The sequence below is a fragment of the Brachybacterium muris genome, from assembly GCF_016907455.1.
Lineage (GTDB): Bacteria > Actinomycetota > Actinomycetes > Actinomycetales > Dermabacteraceae > Brachybacterium > Brachybacterium muris.
Window position 1 is genome coordinate 3123394 of sequence record NZ_JAFBCB010000001.1, and the last position, 18485, is coordinate 3141878.

Consider the following 18485-nt stretch of genomic DNA (forward strand, 5'->3'; position numbering starts at 1 on the left):
GCCGGTAGTCTCACTTTCAGCTTCGTCACTGATTGTTCACATCGTTCTGGCAGGTTGCATCCAGTACGAGAAGGTCATCGTTCTGAGCGGAGGCGTCCCTCCGCGTGTAGCGCCCGGGCATCGCTGCGGACCCGGGCGAAGAGAGGTCCCCACCAAGCATGAGCCCCATCAACGCCCCCCTGGACACCGTCTGTGTGATCGGACTTGGCTACATCGGCCTTCCCACGGCGGCCGTACTGGCACAGGCCGGCAAAACCGTGATCGGCGTGGACATCAAGCAGGACACCGTCGATGCGATCAATGCCGGCCAGGTGCCGTTCGTGGAGGAGGGCCTCGAAGCGGTGCTGGCGGGCGTGGTGGCCCAGGGCAAGCTCTCCGCCCAGCTGGAAACCCCTGCAGCCGATGCCTACATCGTCTCCGTCCCCACCCCCTTCAAAGGCGACCACGAGGCTGACCTGTCCTACATCGAAGCGGCTGCCCGTGGCATCGCACCGCAGCTGAAGGGCGGTGAGCTGGTGGTGCTGGAATCCACCGCTCCCCCCGGGGCGACCGAGCACATGGCAGAGGTGATCCTCGAGGTCCGCCCGGAGTTCACCAATGAGCCGAACCTCGCCAACTCCCTGTACTTCTCCCATGCTCCCGAGCGCGTACTGCCGGGCCGCATCATGATCGAGATGGTGGAGAACGATCGCATCATCGGCGGCCTCACTCCGGAGGCGGCAGAGATGAACAAGGAGCTGTACGCCAGCTTCTGCAACGGCGAGCTTCTGCTCACCGATGCCCGCACCGCCGAGATGGCCAAGCTCACCGAGAACGCCTTCCGCGACGTGAACATCGCGTTCGCGAACGAGCTGTCGATGATCGCGGACAAGCAGGGCATCGACGTGTGGGAGCTGATCGAGCTGGCCAACCACCATCCCCGCGTGAACATCCTCCAGCCCGGCCCCGGCGTGGGCGGCCACTGCATCGCCGTGGATCCGTGGTTCATCGTCTCCGCCGAGCGTGAGACCTCCAAGCTCATAGCCACAGCCCGCAAGGTCAACGACTCCAAGCCCGGCGTGGTGATCGACAAGGTGCTGGAGAGGGCCGAGAAGTTCAAGGCTCCCGTGGTGGCCGCCCTCGGCATCGCCTTCAAGGCCAACATCGACGACCTACGGGAGTCCCCCTCCCGGAACATCGCCAATGATCTCGCCGAGAAGCTCGGCGACGGCACCGTACTGGTGGTGGAGCCAAACATCGAAACGCTCCCCCGAGAGCTCGCCGCCCGCACCAACGTGGAGCTGGCGGACCTGGACGACGCCCTGGAGCGGGCGGACATCGTGCTGCTGCTGGTGGACCACGACCCGTTCCGCGAGGTGGACCGTGAGAAGCTTCAGGAGAAGGTCATCATCGATACGAAGGGGCTCTGGCGTTGAGGAGTGCAGTCATTCCGACCGACACACCGCCCCTCCGGACCACATAACCGTCACGGGAGTCGCCCGGACGCTCCCTGACAAATTTTCCGGTCGCCAAGATTGAAAACCCCAGGATTATCATCCATGGCAACTCAGTATTTTCCAAACCCCCAAAAGTGATCCGCATTGAGCTTCTGCCGCATAACCGACTCTTCAGAGTTGGGTGTGGGCGCGCAGATAGTGCGGGGTAGCTGGGGATAGACGTCGAGGTCCCCGATGATGAGTGGACTTCTACGCCCGCTGATCTCAGGGACCTCGACGATGCACAACCATAGTTGCGTATGCCCTGACGCGCTGGATCGCTGCGACCGGCGCGTCCTTCTCCTCGACTTCCCCAGATCCCACTTGGTGCCCGTCACGAAGGCCCGGGTCGGCCACTCCTCGAGGTGGAGTCCTGCGATCCGGTCGCAGGATGCCCTGGTGGGTGTGTCCCTTAGCGTGGTGTCATTCCCGGGGTGGCGTTGGAGCTGCTGGTAGGCGATCAAGGGTCATCTCGGGACCTCGCAAATCGACCAAGAAATAGGGACCCGCGATGACCCACCACCAGTCTGCCCTATCCGCTCTTGTCAGTGAACTGCTCCAGGGCCGGGACCGCGCGCACGAGGAACTGTTCCGCCGCCTCCTCCAGGCTGGCCTTTAACCTCGATGTTTCATCGGGCTGGTGGGCGGGGGCGTTCGGCGTCGTTGCCGGTGTTCAGCTGCTGATTCTGGCATGTGGGTGTGACAGATCGTCGCAGTGTCCGTTGCGGGCGGTCGGGTTCCACTCCCGAGAGGAGGATTCTGCTGGTCGGTGGGGCGGGTGGAGCCGCCTGGTCAGGTCTGTGCGACGGCGGTGCGGAGCCGGTTCATGCCGGTTAGGACGGTTCGGGCTTCGGGGGCGTGTTCGGCGAGATGGAGGACCTTGTGCCGGCAGCGGCGCACGAGAGTCGCGGGGATCTCGAACAAGCGTGCGCGGAGCCGTTTGGGTTCCCACTTCCTCGCGTCATGGCCGGTCAGAGCTATGGTCTGCATCCAGGCGACGAGCTCGGAGGCGAGCTGGATGATCTGGCACCAGATCTGGTTCTGCGCGAAGCCCTGCAGCGGGAACTTCATCAAGCCCAGGTCCTTGGCGTTGCGGATCCGGTCTTCGCATCGTGCGCGGCGGCGGTGACGCAGCTCGAGGACGGGTAGCTGGCCGCGCGGGGTGTTGGTGGCGAACGCGGTGATGCGCATTCCTTCGTGATCGGTGATCCGTAGTTGCGCTCCGGGGTGGGGGCGTTCCTTCCGCACGATCACCCGCATCCCGGCAGGCCACCCGGACAGGTCCAGCAGTCCGGTCAGCTCCGCCACCCACGCCCCCTCGCGGATCCCGTCGGTATCGGTGTCATAGGCCGGAGTCCACGCCTGCGCCTCATCGATATGTTCCAGCAGGTCAGGAGTGTGCGCGGGGAGAGTGAACCCGACGGAGTAGGCCAGCCGCCGCCTGGTCATCCACTGGAGAAATTCCTTGGTGCCGCCGGCTCCGTCGGTGCGGATCAGAATCTTCTTCGACCCCCGCCTGCTCCGGGCCAGCAGGGCTGGTGGGAGCTGCGCGAGCGCGGCCTTGGTGACGGTGATGTGATCAGCCGCGGTGTTCGAGCCGGCGTTGCCGGGGCGGAGATGGATCGCCAGTGGTTCCCCAGTCCCTTCGCTGCCGTGGTCGAGGAACGCGCACAGCGGGTGATAGCCGAAGCCGCGTTTGAACGTCGGTGCGGCCTGCTCCTTCTCGCTGTGGACGTTGATCAGGGTGGCGTCGAGGTCGATGACCAGCGGGCTCTTCGCACTGGCCCCCGCGGCGGGGGAGTGCTCCCCGGCCAAGGCCCAGGCCCGTTCCCGCGCGGCGCGACGGGCATTCGAGATCGCCTCGATCACGGCGGGCGCGTCCTCAGCCAGCGTGGTGAGCATGCGGGAGATCGTGGGGGCCGAGGCGACGTCACCGAACAGGTCCGGTTCGCACCGCAGCAGATCAGCATCCGAAGCGTGCTCGCCGCCGATCGCGAGAGTGAGTGCGAGATCCAGCAGGACCTTCGAGCCGTGATGCTCTGCCAGCGGTTTCGTCCACGAATCCAGCGCCTCACGCAGCGAAGCAGCGAGGCCAGTGGCGTGAATCGTGTCGGTCAGCAGCACAGCGCCCGCATGCGCGAGGGCCGGAACCTCGGCGACGTCCACGCGCGGACGGGGGTAGAAGAACAAGGTAGGGTGGGACACCTGAAAGGTGCTCCTTCCAGCGGATGGGTACGGGTCTCAACACCTCGTATCATCCCAGGCCAGGAGCACCTTTCGCCATTCATTCCGCCGGTCGAGACCACACCCCCGTGAAATCTCGAGGTTAAGACCTTATCGACGCAGAAGCGACTGTCAAGATCGGCACGGATCGCTACGAACGAACCCCCTCCCGCTCGACCCGACGTAACGGCACCAGAGCGAAGCGCCTGGCCACCCCGGCGGGAGACCTGGATCTGGTGACCCCGAAGCTGCATGCCGGCTCGTTCTATCCCGCGCTGCTGAATCCCCGCCGCGGGTCGACAAAGCGCTCTGGGCGGTGATCTGCACGGCCTGGATCGACGGGGTCCCCACCAGGAAAGTCGCAGACCTCGTCAAGGCGCTGGGCAACGAGTCCGGTATCAGCACGTCCCAGGCCTCCAGGATCTGCGGCGAGATCGACGAGGTCGTTGCGGAGTTCCTCCACCGGCGCCTGGACCACACCTGGTTCCCTACTGTGTTCCTGAACGCGACCCATCTCGACATCCGCCAGGGCGGCCGCGTCGTCTCCCAGGCCGTCGCCGTCGCCACTGTTGTTGCCACGACCGGTCACCGCGAGGTGCTCGAGATGGCGATCGGTGACGCGGAGACCACCGACTTCTGGACCGAGTTCCTCCGTAGCCTGCGCGAACGCGGGCTGAAGGTCTCCACACCCGCGTCCCCCGAAGGTGCCCTGCTGGTCACCAGCGAGGCGCATTCGGGGCTAAAGCATGCGATCAAGGCCGTGCTCCCCGGAGAATCGTGGCAGCGCTGCCGGGTCCACTTCGCCCGCAACATCACCCAGGCCCTGGGCTCGGCGCGGTCCAAGCCCGTCGATGAGCTGGTCTCCACGATCTTCGCCCAGGCCAACCAGAGACCGTGAGGGAGTCGTATCAGCAGGTCACCGCTTCGCTCAAGGCCCCGTTCCCGAAGATCGCGGCGATGCTCAAGGACGCCGAAGCGGACCTGACCGCGTTCGCCGCGTTCCCCATTGAGCCCTGGCGGAAGATCTGGTCGAACAACCCCATCGAGCGGGTGAACCGCGAGATCAAGCGCCGAGCGGTCGCAGTCCAGATCTTCCCGAACCGGGCCTCCGCCCCCAGGCTCGTCGGGGCACCCCTCCAGGACCAGCACGAAGAATGGTTGTACGGTGAACGCCGCTACATCGGCGACATCTCCCTACGCCACCTGGCCGACATGCTCACCCCCAACACCCCCGAGGCCACCAGCCGGCTCCTCATGACCGCCTGACCCAAAAGCCACCACACAACGGGTATTGACCCGCTTCCTGCAGTTCGACATGATCTGACCAGTCTCCCTGCCCACAACCACGGGCGACAGGACGATTCCCAGAACCACCGGACCTACAAAACGGGGTCACCCCAAGGCCATGGGTGGGCCATAATGTGGAAGGAGCGGTCCCCGCAGGGGCCTCAGGGGAAGGGCGAGATGACCGGGTACCTAATTGCTGTTGGCCGACGCGAACGCGTCACCGGGGTCGGCTCTTTCGTCCAGCGCGACGAGAGCACGTTCGTAGACGTCGACGAACGCACGTCGATGCTCTACGTCTCACGCACGGGGCACTTGAACGAGGAACGCCTTTTCCAGGGCTATGCGATGGACCATGAAGCGGGCCGAATGGTCTTCGCAGGCGCACCCAGCGGCGCACTCCCGGACCCCGCGACCCCGCTGGAAGGCACCTACTTCACCGCCGTGCTCGACGGCCCCACCATCCGCTTCGGACGGGACCTCTACGGCTTCGTGCCGATGGTCTGGTCCTCAGCGGAAGGCCTCGTCCTCGTCTCCGACTCGTACACCAGCATCATCGCGCTCAGGAAACAGCTCGGCCTACCCGCCACCCCCAGTGAAGCCACCATCGAGGGCCGCTTCTGGACGAACGCTATGGGCTCCCAGCAGCTCGGCATCGAAACCTACTGCTCCGAGGTCAACTACGCTCCTGCCGGGACGCAGCTGCGATACGAGACGACCGACGGCACGGTGCATCTTGACCCCTTCGACGCACCCGCGTACTTCGAGGGAACCGTCGAGAGTCACGCGCAAGCCGTCACCGAAGCCGCAACCCGCATGGTCCGCTCCATCAAGACCTACGCCGCGACCGGCGGGATCGTCTCGCTCAGCCTGTCCGGCGGTACCGACTCCCGGGTCTGCCTCGCCGCTGCCCTCGCAGCCGACATCGGCGACTCGCTCCACATCGGATGCATGCCGAACAACAAGCTCGACCTCGAGATCGCAGAGAGCCTGTCCCAACGCTTCGGCTTCCCGCTGAACGAGCCCAGCGACCTCGTCCGCGGTGAGGAAGTACGCAACCACGTCTCGGCCGGATGGGCCGCGCTCTCGATGGGCATCTACGACGTGCTCTACATGCCCCGCAACCGCCGATACCGGCCCGTCCCGTTCTTTAACATCGGCGGCCACGGAGCAGAAGCCGCGAAGGGCAACTACGGTTGGCGGTCGATCCAATCCGTCGGCATGCCAGCCCCCGCGCTTGTTCAGGCAGAACGAGGTCTCGAAGCTCTCGGCGTCGCACCCGACGACCGCTGGGGCGCCGAATGGCACTACTTTGGGTTCAGGAACGCGATCCACGGCGGCCGCGCGATCCTCTCAAACCAGTACGTTGCGCGGCCGGCAGCTCAGATCCCGCTCATCGGCTTGAGCCGGTCCGAGCACAACGAGTTCCCCGCCCCCGCCAGGGGTCAGCCGAGCGTCATCCTCGACTCGATGATCAAGATGTCCCCCGACCTCGCAATCCATCGCTTCGACGACGCACGGAAGAACAACTCGTTCGCGTTCATAACGGAGCGCACCAACGCTCTCGAAGGCACCCTCGACAGTGCGTCATTGGCCCCGTACGAGATCGTCGGGGATCCCATGGCTGACCCCCCTCCGCTCGAGACACACCTCGAGCTCGCACGGTCGGAAGGATTCACAGGGGGGATGATGTTGAAGAACGAGGTGCCGCGCATAGCAGCACCCGTGGCCGAGTTCGGTCACCTCGCGCCGCCGGAAGTGCAAGAGCTACTCGCAGCGCTCGTCGATGGAACCTTCCCCCTGGACTCCGCTGAGACCAGGGAGAAGACCCTGATCGGCAAGATGCTGGCACTCACGCCTCTGGTGTCATAGGGCCGGGAACACGACGAAGCGCCCCCACCCACCCGGCCACGCAGCCAGGTAGGTGGGGGCGCTGTGCTGCTCAAGGCTGGTCGTGGACGTGCCCGGCCTCGCACTCGTCACGGTCAACCGGGCCGGGGTAGAGAGCAGGGCAGAGGCGATACTGGAACACCGCCCGGCCCGTGTACCGCTCGTCAGGCGTCGCCATGGGGCCGCTGCGCGTTCTCGGCGAGGGAGCGGGCCTCGGCACACACGCCGAGGCTTAGCCCGATCGCCTCGAGGCCGGGCTGAATCAGCCCGGGTTCTCTGCCGCTACTTTGTGGGAGCGGGCTCTCGGGAGAGGGCCTCGTAGTTATGCGTCTCGGGCTCTACCGGGGTGAGCATCCCGAGAGAGCCGTTGATGACGCTCGCTGAAATTCCCCTGTGCCCACCGAAATTTCTCAGTCCGGGTCGCTCCGTCGCATGAGGCGGGCCTCCCTGGATGCTGGTGGTCTCTGACCACTCACCAGCCTTCCAGGGAGGCCCTACGCTCAAGCTCTCAGAGAGGAGCAGCGTGAAGCTCGCCGACGCTGAATATTCGCCTCGCTGGGGTCCGCTGATCGAGGGTTCGGGTGCCACGTCGCTGCCGTAGCGGTGGCGTCGTTCGGGACCACCAGTGGTGTCGTTGGGGCCGCTCTGTCTACGCTCCTTCCGCCGTGTGTATAGGGCACGCGGCGGAAGGAGCAATCTGGAATGGTACGGAAGATCAGGGCGAAGCTGGTGCTCCAGCTGCGCGCAGAAGGTCTGTCGGGGCGAGCGATTTCGTCCTCGCAGGGCATGTCCCGCAAGTCCGTGAGGGCGGTGTTCGAGGCCGCTGACGCTGCAGGGATCGGGTGGGGCGATATCGCGGACGTCGCCGATGAGCAGGTGTATGCCCGGTTGTTCCCGGGCCGGGGCGAGCACGAGAGCGTGTTCGCACAGCCGGACTGGGAACAGGTCCATCGAGAGATGGCCAGGGTCGGCGTGACGCTGAAGCTGTTGCACGGCGAGTACTTCGACGCGACCACGGCGGCTGGGGATCCGGCGATGGGGTATGACCGGTTTTGCCGCACCTACCAGCACCACGTCATGGTCACCGGTGCCGCTTCGAGAGTCGGTCACAAGGCCGGCCAGAGCGTGGAGGTCGACTGGTCCGGCCCCACGATGGAGCTGGCCGATCCGGTCACCGGCGAGGTCTCGAAGGTGTTCTTGTTCGTTGCCTGCCTGCCTTTTTCTCGTTACGCGTTCTGCTTCCCGGCGCTGGATATGCGCCAGGAGTCCTGGCTGCGAGCGCACGTAGCGATGTTCGAGGCGCTGGGCGGGACGGTCCCGAGGATCGTTCCGGACAACCTCAAGACCGGTGTGGTGAAGCACCCCCGCGAGGGCGAGATCGTCCTGAACGATGCGTATCGCGAGATGGCAGCGCATTACTCGGCGGCGGTGCTCCCGGGGAGGGTGCGGAAACCGAAAGACAAGGCGAGCGTGGAGAACACCGTCGCGCACGTCGCGACCTGGGTCATCGCCGGGCTGCGGGATCAGCGATTCACGTCCCTGCCCGAACTTGCAGCCGCCATCGGGCAGCGGATGGAGGCCTATAACGCGGAGCCGTTCCAGAAGCGGCCCGGATCCCGCGCCAGCGTGTTCGACGCGGAGGAGCGGCCGCTGCTGACGCCGCTGCCGGCGGTGCCCTACGAGATCTCGACATGGCACTACGGACGACGAGTGGGCAGGAACGGGCACGTCACGTTCGCGCGGAACTTCTACTCCGCGCCGTTCGCGCACATCGGCGCGAAGGTCGATCTGCGCATCACGGCCCGGACGCTGGAGATCTATCAGGGCAGCCAGCGACTGACCAGTCACCTGCTGCTCCCGGAGACCGCGAGCAATGAGTACCGCACCAACGACGCGGACCTACCTGCGGGCGAGCGTTTCCAGGCCTGGGACGCGCAGAGGGTGCGGGCGTGGGCAGATCGGGTCGGGCCGGCCACGGTGATCGTGATCCAGCGGATCTTCGAGTCCGTGCCGATCGTGGAACAGGGCCTGGATCCCGCGTTGGCGGTGCTACGGCTCTCTCGCCGCTTCTCCGTAGATCGGGTCGAGGCGGCCTGCGCACTCGCGCTGACGGGACGGGTCCGTTCACCGCGCTATGCGCATCTGCACCCGATCTTGGCCACCGGGCAGGACAAGGTCGCCGCCCTGCGTCCACCCCGCGAGGAACCCGCGGAAGACGGCGGATACGTCCGTGGCGCCGACTACTACGCCGGAGGTGTCCGGTGAGCGTGATCGATAACGACACGAAGCGGAAGCTGCGCGAGATGGGCGCGACCGCGCTGCTGGACGCGATCGATGCCCAGGATGAGGCTCACGTGCTGGGGATGTCGTTCCAGGAACGGCTCCAGCTGATCGTGGACGAGGCGCATTCCATCTTCAATCATGGAAAGGTCGAGGGTCTGATCCGCCGGGCGGGGCTGCGTTATCCCGGAGCGGACCTGCGGCGGCTGGATCTGGTCGAGGAACGGGGACTGAACCGGAACGTGATCGCGCAACTGGCAACCTGCTCCTTCATCCAGCGGCAACAGAACGTGGTCTTCCAGGGCTTCACCGGCTCAGGGAAGTCCTACCTCGGCTGCGCGCTGGCGAAGCAGGCCTGCCAGCACCGGCTCCGAGCCCACTACATCCGAATGCCCGACCTCGAAGAGGCCTGGGCCCTGGCAAAGGACAAGCCGCAGGGCCAGACGAAGTTCCTGCGGAAGTACTCCACGTTCTCGCTGCTGGTGATCGACGAGTGGCTGCTGGACCATCCTGACGAGGGAATGCGTTCGATGCTGCTGGAACTGCTCGAGCGCTGAATATTCGCCTCGCTGGGGTCCGCTGATCGAGGGTTCGGGTGCCACGTCGCTGCCGTAGCGGTGGCGTCGTTCGGGACCACCAGTGGTGTCGTTGGGGCCGCTCTGTCTACGCTCCTTCCGCCGTGTGTATAGGGCACGCGGCGGAAGGAGCAATCTGGAATGGTACGGAAGATCAGGGCGAAGCTGGTGCTCCAGCTGCGCGCAGAAGGTCTGTCGGGGCGAGCGATTTCGTCCTCGCAGGGCATGTCCCGCAAGTCCGTGAGGGCGGTGTTCGAGGCCGCTGACGCTGCAGGGATCGGGTGGGGCGATATCGCGGACGTCGCCGATGAGCAGGTGTATGCCCGGTTGTTCCCGGGCCGGGGCGAGCACGAGAGCGTGTTCGCACAGCCGGACTGGGAACAGGTCCATCGAGAGATGGCCAGGGTCGGCGTGACGCTGAAGCTGTTGCACGGCGAGTACTTCGACGCGACCACGGCGGCTGGGGATCCGGCGATGGGGTATGACCGGTTTTGCCGCACCTACCAGCACCACGTCATGGTCACCGGTGCCGCTTCGAGAGTCGGTCACAAGGCCGGCCAGAGCGTGGAGGTCGACTGGTCCGGCCCCACGATGGAGCTGGCCGATCCGGTCACCGGCGAGGTCTCGAAGGTGTTCTTGTTCGTTGCCTGCCTGCCTTTTTCTCGTTACGCGTTCTGCTTCCCGGCGCTGGATATGCGCCAGGAGTCCTGGCTGCGAGCGCACGTAGCGATGTTCGAGGCGCTGGGCGGGACGGTCCCGAGGATCGTTCCGGACAACCTCAAGACCGGTGTGGTGAAGCACCCCCGCGAGGGCGAGATCGTCCTGAACGATGCGTATCGCGAGATGGCAGCGCATTACTCGGCGGCGGTGCTCCCGGGGAGGGTGCGGAAACCGAAAGACAAGGCGAGCGTGGAGAACACCGTCGCGCACGTCGCGACCTGGGTCATCGCCGGGCTGCGGGATCAGCGATTCACGTCCCTGCCCGAACTTGCAGCCGCCATCGGGCAGCGGATGGAGGCCTATAACGCGGAGCCGTTCCAGAAGCGGCCCGGATCCCGCGCCAGCGTGTTCGACGCGGAGGAGCGGCCGCTGCTGACGCCGCTGCCGGCGGTGCCCTACGAGATCTCGACATGGCACTACGGACGACGAGTGGGCAGGAACGGGCACGTCACGTTCGCGCGGAACTTCTACTCCGCGCCGTTCGCGCACATCGGCGCGAAGGTCGATCTGCGCATCACGGCCCGGACGCTGGAGATCTATCAGGGCAGCCAGCGACTGACCAGTCACCTGCTGCTCCCGGAGACCGCGAGCAATGAGTACCGCACCAACGACGCGGACCTACCTGCGGGCGAGCGTTTCCAGGCCTGGGACGCGCAGAGGGTGCGGGCGTGGGCAGATCGGGTCGGGCCGGCCACGGTGATCGTGATCCAGCGGATCTTCGAGTCCGTGCCGATCGTGGAACAGGGCCTGGATCCCGCGTTGGCGGTGCTACGGCTCTCTCGCCGCTTCTCCGTAGATCGGGTCGAGGCGGCCTGCGCACTCGCGCTGACGGGACGGGTCCGTTCACCGCGCTATGCGCATCTGCACCCGATCTTGGCCACCGGGCAGGACAAGGTCGCCGCCCTGCGTCCACCCCGCGAGGAACCCGCGGAAGACGGCGGATACGTCCGTGGCGCCGACTACTACGCCGGAGGTGTCCGGTGAGCGTGATCGATAACGACACGAAGCGGAAGCTGCGCGAGATGGGCGCGACCGCGCTGCTGGACGCGATCGATGCCCAGGATGAGGCTCACGTGCTGGGGATGTCGTTCCAGGAACGGCTCCAGCTGATCGTGGACGAGGCGCATTCCATCTTCAATCATGGAAAGGTCGAGGGTCTGATCCGCCGGGCGGGGCTGCGTTATCCCGGAGCGGACCTGCGGCGGCTGGATCTGGTCGAGGAACGGGGACTGAACCGGAACGTGATCGCGCAACTGGCAACCTGCTCCTTCATCCAGCGGCAACAGAACGTGGTCTTCCAGGGCTTCACCGGCTCAGGGAAGTCCTACCTCGGCTGCGCGCTGGCGAAGCAGGCCTGCCAGCACCGGCTCCGAGCCCACTACATCCGAATGCCCGACCTCGAAGAGGCCTGGGCCCTGGCAAAGGACAAGCCGCAGGGCCAGACGAAGTTCCTGCGGAAGTACTCCACGTTCTCGCTGCTGGTGATCGACGAGTGGCTGCTGGACCATCCTGACGAGGGAATGCGTTCGATGCTGCTGGAACTGCTCGAGCGCCGCTATGACACCGGCTCGACCGTGTTCTGCACCCAGTACCCGAAGAAGGACTGGCACGCCCGGCTCGGTGGAGCAGTCCACGCCGATGCGATCATGGACCGCATCGTGCACAACACAATCTGGATCGACACCGGCGACAGGAACATGCGAGAACACACCGCACTGCCCCAGTGACCCGATGCCGGCGGGAGCCAGTGGTCCCCACCGCGGCGGCTACTGGCCCCCGTCGGCACGATCGGCGGTCCCCAAGAGCAAGATTCGGTGGCTCCCACGACTACGAATACTCAAGCGCCGCTATGACACCGGCTCGACCGTGTTCTGCACCCAGTACCCGAAGAAGGACTGGCACGCCCGGCTCGGTGGAGCAGTCCACGCCGATGCGATCATGGACCGCATCGTGCACAACACAATCTGGATCGACACCGGCGACAGGAACATGCGAGAACACACCGCACTGCCCCAGTGACCCGATGCCGGCGGGAGCCAGTGGTCCCCACCGCGGCGGCTACTGGCCCCCGTCGGCACGATCGGCGGTCCCCAAGAGCAAGATTCGGTGGCTCCCACGACTACGAATACTCAGACGCCGCCGACGCCCTCCCCGGCATCCTGGACCAAGCCCAGGCCGAGGACTGGACCCTCACCCACGCCCTGGAGCGCCTGCTGGCGATCGAGGTGAGTGCCACCGAGAAGCGTCGCCTCGCGGGCCGGTTCCGGTTCGCGAACCTGCCCACCGGAGCGACGCTGGAGAACTTCGACCACGACGCCGCCTCCGGCATCGACCCCAACCTCCTCGCAGAACTCGGGTCCTGCCGGTTCCTAGAGAACGCAACGAACGTGCTGCTCATCGGCCCACCCGAAGTGGACAAGACCCATATCGCCACCGGCCTCGGCCACGCCGCGGTCAACGCCGGTTATCGGGTCTACTTCACCTCCGCTGCCGACCTCGCCGCCCGCTGCCACCGCGCCGCGATCGAGGGAAAATGGTCCACGATGATGCGGTTCTACGCTGGCCCCACCCTGCTGATCATCGATGAACTCGGCTACCTCCCGCTGCCGGCCGAAGCAGCCTCGGCACTGTTCCAGGTCACCAACCAGCAATACCTGAAGACCTCGACCGTGATCACCACGAACAGGCCCGTCGGGGCCGGGGGCGAGATCCTCGGCGACACCACCGCCGCCGCCGCGATGCTCGACCGGCTCCTCCACCGCTCAGTCGTCATCACGCTCGACGGAGCCTCCTACAGGCTCCGTCACCACCCCACCGCCGCCGAGGAGATCCGTCGTGCCACCACCGGCACGAACCTCGGCCAATTTAGCCCCGCGGCCCTGGGGAAGTTCACCGAGCAACTCTGGGGAAAACCGATGAGCGCCATCAACGTGGAGGCGCCGGTCACTATGCCAGCCGACCCAGCCAGCGGTCGCGAACTCGACGCCTGCGAGGGTCCGGTACGGCCCTGAGTGGAAGACGGTGGTGCGGATGCACTCAGTCTCGTAGAGGCCGTTGATCGTCTCCATCGGCGCGTCATCAAAGGCGTCGCCGACGGTCCCGGTCAACGCAGCGATGCCCTCGCTGTCGAGGTCCTCCGTCAACCGAATCGCGGTGTATTGGCGGGTTCAACTGGCCGATGCAACACCGGGTTGATGTAGGAAGCCAGTTGAATCCGCCCCTCTCCGACTCAAACAGCAGCGGCATCAAACCTGGGCCGATTCATTGACACCATCCCGTTCCTTTGTGCCGTCTATCAGATTGTTATGCTCGCGCCGTACAGCTTGACGATCTGGCGCAGGATCCCCCGGGCCTCCTCCCGCCCCTCCGCGGGCATGCTCTCGAGCTTCGGGAGGTACCAGTTCCTGAGGAAGTTCTCGAAATGGTGGTCGCGGTACGCTTCAAGCAGTCCGTGCCTCATCAGCGCCTCAACCTGCGCGGTTTCCATGATGAGCTTCTTACGGAAGTAGCTCATGTCCACCGTATTGGTCACCGATCCGTCCCGCTCGGCGTAGTAAATCAGGTGCGCTTCAGAGGTGAACGCGCCGTGCTCCGCCGTAAGCATGAGCTCCCACCCGAATAGGGTGTCCTGGCCAGCTGCACGTTCGACGAACCGAAGTCCTCCGTCGTCGAACAGACGCTTCTCCATTACTGCGCACTGGGTTGACACAACGGGAAACTTTCCGCGAAGGAAGTACTGCGCACGCAGATCTGTACGAACCGTCAACCTCTCCTGAGTGTGGCGCCCTGTCATACCCGTCGTCTGAGTCACCTTAGCCTGGTATCCAGAGATGAAACCAACCCGAGAATCGGCGCCCTGGGCCTCATCCAGCAATTCGAGGAGAGTGTCATACCCCCCGTCGGAGATCTCGTTATCAGGGTCGAGGAATGTCAGCCGCGGGGCGCGAGCCATTTCGATCCCCTTGTTCCTCGGCCGGGACGCGCTGCCGCTACCACCAGTCTCGAAGCAGTACACGCGAATCCGGGAATCCCGGTCGGCGAGTTCGCGGCAGATTTGCGCCGTCGTCCCGTCCGTCGATCCATCGTCAACGAGTATGATCTCGAACTTCGGCGCGCGGGCATTCCGGTCGATGCTCGGAAGGCACTTGGTCACCAAGAACTTGCTGGCGTTGTACACGGGCACGATTATCGAGAGAACCGGGGAGCCGGCACCGAGCGGAGCGGCCGTCCCCCCCTGGGGGCTTTGGCGTCTATTGGCCTCAAAGGGAGGCAGGCAGTACCCGGTGGCGACGACCGAGGGCTCGCCCCGAAGGAGGGACCGCAGGACCTCCGCACCGCTATGGCGGACAGAGTGGAGGGTGACCCCGTCCTCCGGCCGCTCCACAAACTCGTGCGCGGGTCCGTCGATGCGCCCGTCCTGGACGGAGGCGGACTGGGTGATGAAGGCAGAGTCGGTGTACTTGAAGGCATTGACCCGATCCGTCACGTAGTGCTGTCCATAGGTGTGCGAGGTGTCCACGCGGCCTATGTAGCGGAACCCACGAGAGATCAGATCCCCGGGGTCCACATTGCCCTCAACCAGCTCGACCTCTGGGTACGACTGTGCGGCAATCTCGTGGCGCAGCTGGTCGTCCGGTTGCTCCGCGATGAGTGCGACACGAGGGGTGGTCCGCTGCAGTCCAGTGTCAATGCCTGCCGCGTTCAGCATCCTGGTAGCAATGTCCTGCGCGGTGCAGTTGGTCAGAATGCTTCGCACCTGAGTCTCATTGTTGCGGTGCTCGCTCAACGGGATCTCCGCGGTGAAGTAGGAAGCAAGGTTCTCGTGGTCGGCAACGATGCGGATCTCCGGAAACCGGTTGAACACGGACCGAGCGTAGTTGGAGATGAGACCGCGGCCCTGCGCCTGGAGCTCGTAGATGCGCATGGCGCACATGGTGGGGCTCGACTTTATGGAGTTGAAGTTCAGACTCCACCGAAACAACTTATGGACCCTCTGGAGCAGGTCGTGCGGCATTGGCTCGAGGGATACGCCCGCGTAGAGCTCAGGAAAAGCGTACTCCTCGTTGCCGAAGTTCCTGTCTACCAGCGTGAGGTTCTCGCCGGTCGCGAGAATTGAATCGAAAATGACGTGCATGTCGTCGACGCGCTCTTGGTATCGCTTCGGGTACGACCCCGCAAAGAACGCCTTGTTCAAGGTGTGACGGTAGCTGCCGATGGGATTGTTGAGCAGGGGGTTCGCACCGTACTCGCCGTAGTGGACACGGTCGTGGCCGAGCTCTCGCCGATAGGCCTCGAGGCAGTCCGTGTCCGAGGTAAAGACATGATCGAACTTCTCGGCGATGGGGAGGAAGTACTCGAAGTTGCTTGGATCTTCGATCGATTGGAAAAAGGTCGGACGCCCGTTCTCGCGGGCATGCGCGAGCAACTTATCCAAAGCCTCGCGCGGGGTCTCGCGGAACTTAACGCCCCGCCACTCCTCGTCGTAAATACCCTTCCAGCACGTCACGTAGATAAGCAAATCGAAGCCATTGGCCACGACCTGGTCCACCATCGATGGGCGTACATAAGTGACCTTGGCGAAAGCGTCCTTGTAGAAGTTCAGCATGTACTCGTCGGTCACGATTGCCGCGTGGAAAGGGAGCTTTTCCGCAAAGTACTCAGAGCCATTGCTCTGGGGAAGCGTCGATGCGAGCTGGATAAGGAGCTCACGGGTAAGCCGTCGCGCCTCGAGCGAGCCCTCTCCCCTGGAGGACTTCGGCTCGCTGGCGGCGACGAGGCGGTCCTGAACCCGGTCGAGCACCTTTCCTGCACGTTGCCCTGCGAGGACGACTTCGCGGAGGCTCGTCGCGAAGGCGTCGAGATCCTGGTCAGTCTGCCTCTGAGGCTCTGTGCCCGCAGCCCCGAAATCGACGACCTTAACTCCCGAGCGGGTGCCCGATGGCCGGTCGACGACAGCGAGGTCGAGACCACCCAACTCGAGTGGTGCGGTCCCGCGAACGCGCAGCGTGACAAGCAGCCGGTCGGCGCCTTCGGGCGGGATGTACAGCACCCTCCGCCTCGCGTCAATCTGCGTGACGCCCGTCCTCTTGCCGGCGGAGTCGTACTCCAGAAGGTGCACTTCGGCCCGCACCTCGGTACTCGGCTCCGCGTCGAGATGGACCACGTAGGCGGCACCAGCCTCGATGTTGATCCCGCAGTGTTCGTCAAGTGCGCGGAACTGCCGTTCATTTCCGGCAAGCACGAGGTAGACCGGCTGCTCGGAGGAGGGGGTCACGACCGTCCGCCCGGAACGGCTGAGTCTGATGTCGACCGACTCGGCGCGAGTCGTGTTCCACGCATTCTCGACCTTAAGGTCGGTCCGGAACCCGACCAGGGGGAAATCTCGCAGGGAGGTCATCGCTGGGTGCTCTCTCAATTCTGTTCGTGATCGGGGGTCATCGGCGCACGGGATGGAGAGAAGCCTCGAGCGAGAGAACCCGGTCGTGAAGGAGCGCCATCTGCGTGTACGTCGCGCTCTCGTCGACCTCATCCTGAATCATACGCACCTCGAAACTGAGGCCATTCAACAGCGTTTCCGTCTCTCGGAGCTGCTCGCTGGTCGTCTCCCGCGCCTCGCGCAGCGCCGTCTCAAGCGCAGCGACTCGGGCCTGTACGACCCATCGGTGGCGGCTCTCCGATCGGATCCGCGATCGAATTCGGAGGATAGCGGCACCGCCGGCAGCGAGCACGAGTAGTACCGCGACCCCGCCCAGCTCACCTCGAACTGCCGAGGCAATCGATACGATGACCGCCGCAATCACGAGGACGGCACCCACCAGGGAGTAAAGATGATTCCGTGACATGGGAGAAGCCTTTCTGGGGTCTTGGTTCTCAGACTCCGAAGTCCAAGGGGCGGAGGCCGCCTGCGAACTTCCAGTTGATAGCCTCCACGGTTCGATTCGCTGCAACGCCGTCTCCGTAAGGGTTCACCGCGTAAGCCATTGCGGCGTAAGCCTGTTCGGAGTCCAGAAGAAGGGACACCTCATCTACGATCCGTTCGCGCCGGGTTCCGATGAGTTTGACCGTACCGGCCAGGACTGCTTCCGGGCGCTCGGTGTTCTCCCGCATAACGAGCACCGGCTTGCCCAGACTCGGAGCCTCCTCCTGCACACCACCGGAGTCCGTGAGCACGATGTCCACCAAGCTAAGCGTCTTGGTGAACTCCGCGTAGGCCATCGGCTCCGTGACGATCACGTTGGGCAGACCTTCAAGCGGGGGGAGCGCGGCCTCTCGTACCTTGGGGTTGAGGTGCACAGGGAACACGATCGTGAGGTCGTCGTACTTGCGTGCCAAGTCAGCAACGGCATTGCCGATGTCCGCCATCGCCGCACCGAGGTTCTCGCGGCGGTGCGCCGTGACCAGCAGCACCCTGCCGACTCCACCTTCCGTGTTGCGCTGCTCCTGCAGCTTCTGGAGGCGCTCATCGGAGAACTCCACTTCAAGCTTCGTGGCATAGAGGAGCGTGTCGATCACGCTGTTGCCGGTGACGACGATGTCGTTCTCACTGATGGACTCATGCACCAGGTTCGCCTTGCTGGTCTCCGTGGGCGCCAGGTGCAGCTTGGTGATCTGACTGGTGAGCTTGCGGTTCGCCTCCTCCGGGAACGGCGAGTCGATGTTGCCCGAGCGCAGTCCGGCCTCGAGGTGGATCACCGGGATCTGCCTGTTGAAGGCAGCGACCGCTGCTCCCATCACTGTCGAGGTATCACCCTGGACGATGACTGCATCGGGCTGCTCCAGCTCCAGGATCCTGTCCACACCCGAGATCACCTTGGCCACGATGCCGTTCAGGCTCTGACCGGCGCTCATGATGTTGAGGTCGTGATCGGGGATGATCCCGAACATGGTGTTCACCTGATCCAGCATCTCGCGATGCTGTCCCGTGACGACCACGATGCTCTCCAGATCGTCGGCCTTCTCGATCGCCTTGATCACCGGGGCGACCTTGATCGCTTCGGGCCGGGTGCCATAGATGGTCATGATGCGCAGTGTCACGGAA

The 18485-nt window shown here is 64.7% G+C and carries 11 protein-coding genes and 3 pseudogenes; 9 read left to right on the forward strand and 5 right to left on the reverse strand.

All coding sequences use genetic code 11. The features are described from left to right. The first annotated feature begins 158 nt into the window (after positions 1-158). Positions 159-1415 carry a UDP-N-acetyl-D-mannosamine dehydrogenase gene (wecC, locus tag JOD52_RS14520; RefSeq protein WP_204410755.1) on the forward strand — a complete coding sequence of 419 codons (1257 nt, stop codon included), beginning with the start codon at positions 159-161 and terminating at the stop codon, positions 1413-1415. An 852-nt stretch (positions 1416-2267) separates the two neighbouring features. Here wecC and JOD52_RS14525 read toward each other — a convergent pair. Then, positions 2268-3680 carry an IS1380 family transposase gene (locus JOD52_RS14525; RefSeq protein ID WP_420887413.1) on the reverse strand — a complete coding sequence of 471 codons (1413 nt, stop codon included), beginning with the start codon at positions 3678-3680 and terminating at the stop codon, positions 2268-2270. Positions 3681-3805: 125 nt separating this feature from the next. Between JOD52_RS14525 and JOD52_RS14530 the strand changes: the two are divergent. From JOD52_RS14530 to istB, 8 genes and pseudogenes are all read left to right on the forward strand, one after another. After that, positions 3806-4964, forward strand: a pseudogene (locus JOD52_RS14530) (IS256 family transposase); the annotation flags it as partial. Positions 4965-5162: 198 nt separating this feature from the next. After that, on the forward strand, positions 5163-6854 hold the full coding sequence (locus tag JOD52_RS14535; RefSeq protein WP_204410757.1) for a hypothetical protein: 1692 nt from the start codon (positions 5163-5165) through the stop codon (positions 6852-6854). A gap of 720 nt (positions 6855-7574) precedes the next feature. Further along, positions 7575-9137: an IS21 family transposase gene (istA, locus tag JOD52_RS14540; RefSeq protein WP_204408388.1), complete on the forward strand. Its 1563-nt coding sequence runs from the start codon at positions 7575-7577 to the stop codon at positions 9135-9137. Next, a pseudogene (locus JOD52_RS14545) lies at positions 9134-9706 on the forward strand (ATP-binding protein); the annotation flags it as partial. The gene istA (JOD52_RS14540) and the pseudogene JOD52_RS14545, both read left to right, overlap by 4 nt. Positions 9707-9868: 162 nt before the next feature. Then, entirely contained in the window at positions 9869-11431 is a 1563-nt protein-coding gene (gene istA / locus JOD52_RS14550) for an IS21 family transposase (protein ID WP_204408388.1), read from the forward strand. Beyond that, positions 11428-12174, forward strand: a complete 747-nt coding sequence (locus tag JOD52_RS14555) for an ATP-binding protein (RefSeq protein WP_338124028.1) — start codon at positions 11428-11430, stop codon at positions 12172-12174. The genes istA (JOD52_RS14550) and JOD52_RS14555 overlap by 4 nt, the downstream gene beginning before the upstream one ends. A 4-nt stretch (positions 12175-12178) precedes the next feature. After that, positions 12179-12466 carry an ATP-binding protein gene (locus JOD52_RS17605; protein ID WP_204410237.1) on the forward strand — a complete coding sequence of 96 codons (288 nt, stop codon included), beginning with the start codon at positions 12179-12181 and terminating at the stop codon, positions 12464-12466. A 20-nt stretch (positions 12467-12486) separates the two neighbouring features. After that, complete coding sequence (gene istB / locus JOD52_RS14565; protein ID WP_338124110.1) at positions 12487-13458, forward strand: IS21-like element helper ATPase IstB; 972 nt, start codon at positions 12487-12489, stop codon at positions 13456-13458. On the opposite strand, the pseudogene JOD52_RS17260 reads toward istB, so the two are convergent. The 4 genes and pseudogenes from JOD52_RS17260 to wecB all read right to left on the reverse strand — a co-directional run. Next, a pseudogene (locus JOD52_RS17260) lies at positions 13378-13608 on the reverse strand (IS3-like element ISPfr13 family transposase); the annotation flags it as partial. The gene istB and the pseudogene JOD52_RS17260 overlap by 81 nt on opposite strands. A gap of 134 nt (positions 13609-13742) precedes the next feature. Further along, positions 13743-16844, reverse strand: coding sequence for a glycosyltransferase (locus tag JOD52_RS14570; RefSeq protein ID WP_204410759.1), 3102 nt, complete (start codon positions 16842-16844; stop codon positions 13743-13745). A 37-nt stretch (positions 16845-16881) separates the two neighbouring features. After that, positions 16882-17289: a hypothetical protein gene (locus tag JOD52_RS14575; RefSeq protein WP_204410761.1), complete on the reverse strand. Its 408-nt coding sequence runs from the start codon at positions 17287-17289 to the stop codon at positions 16882-16884. Between the two features lie 28 nt (positions 17290-17317). Further along, positions 17318-18466, reverse strand: a complete 1149-nt coding sequence (wecB, locus tag JOD52_RS14580) for a non-hydrolyzing UDP-N-acetylglucosamine 2-epimerase (RefSeq protein ID WP_204410763.1) — start codon at positions 18464-18466, stop codon at positions 17318-17320. Between the last annotated feature and the right edge of the window lie 19 nt (positions 18467-18485).

Bases quoted from the DNA above. Each gene is read 5' to 3' on its own strand.
- istA (WP_204408388.1), top strand. From the start codon at position 7,575: ATGGTACGGAAGATCAGGGCGAAGCTGGTGCTCCAGCTGCGCGCAGAA.
- wecB (WP_204410763.1), bottom strand. From the start codon at position 18,466: ATGACCATCTATGGCACCCGGCCCGAAGCGATCAAGGTCGCCCCGGTG.
- JOD52_RS17605 (WP_204410237.1), top strand. From the start codon at position 12,179: ATGCCGGCGGGAGCCAGTGGTCCCCACCGCGGCGGCTACTGGCCCCCG.
- wecC (WP_204410755.1), top strand. From the start codon at position 159: ATGAGCCCCATCAACGCCCCCCTGGACACCGTCTGTGTGATCGGACTT.
- istA (WP_204408388.1), top strand. From the start codon at position 9,869: ATGGTACGGAAGATCAGGGCGAAGCTGGTGCTCCAGCTGCGCGCAGAA.
- JOD52_RS14570 (WP_204410759.1), bottom strand. From the start codon at position 16,844: ATGACCTCCCTGCGAGATTTCCCCCTGGTCGGGTTCCGGACCGACCTT.
- JOD52_RS14535 (WP_204410757.1), top strand. From the start codon at position 5,163: ATGACCGGGTACCTAATTGCTGTTGGCCGACGCGAACGCGTCACCGGG.
- JOD52_RS14575 (WP_204410761.1), bottom strand. From the start codon at position 17,289: ATGTCACGGAATCATCTTTACTCCCTGGTGGGTGCCGTCCTCGTGATT.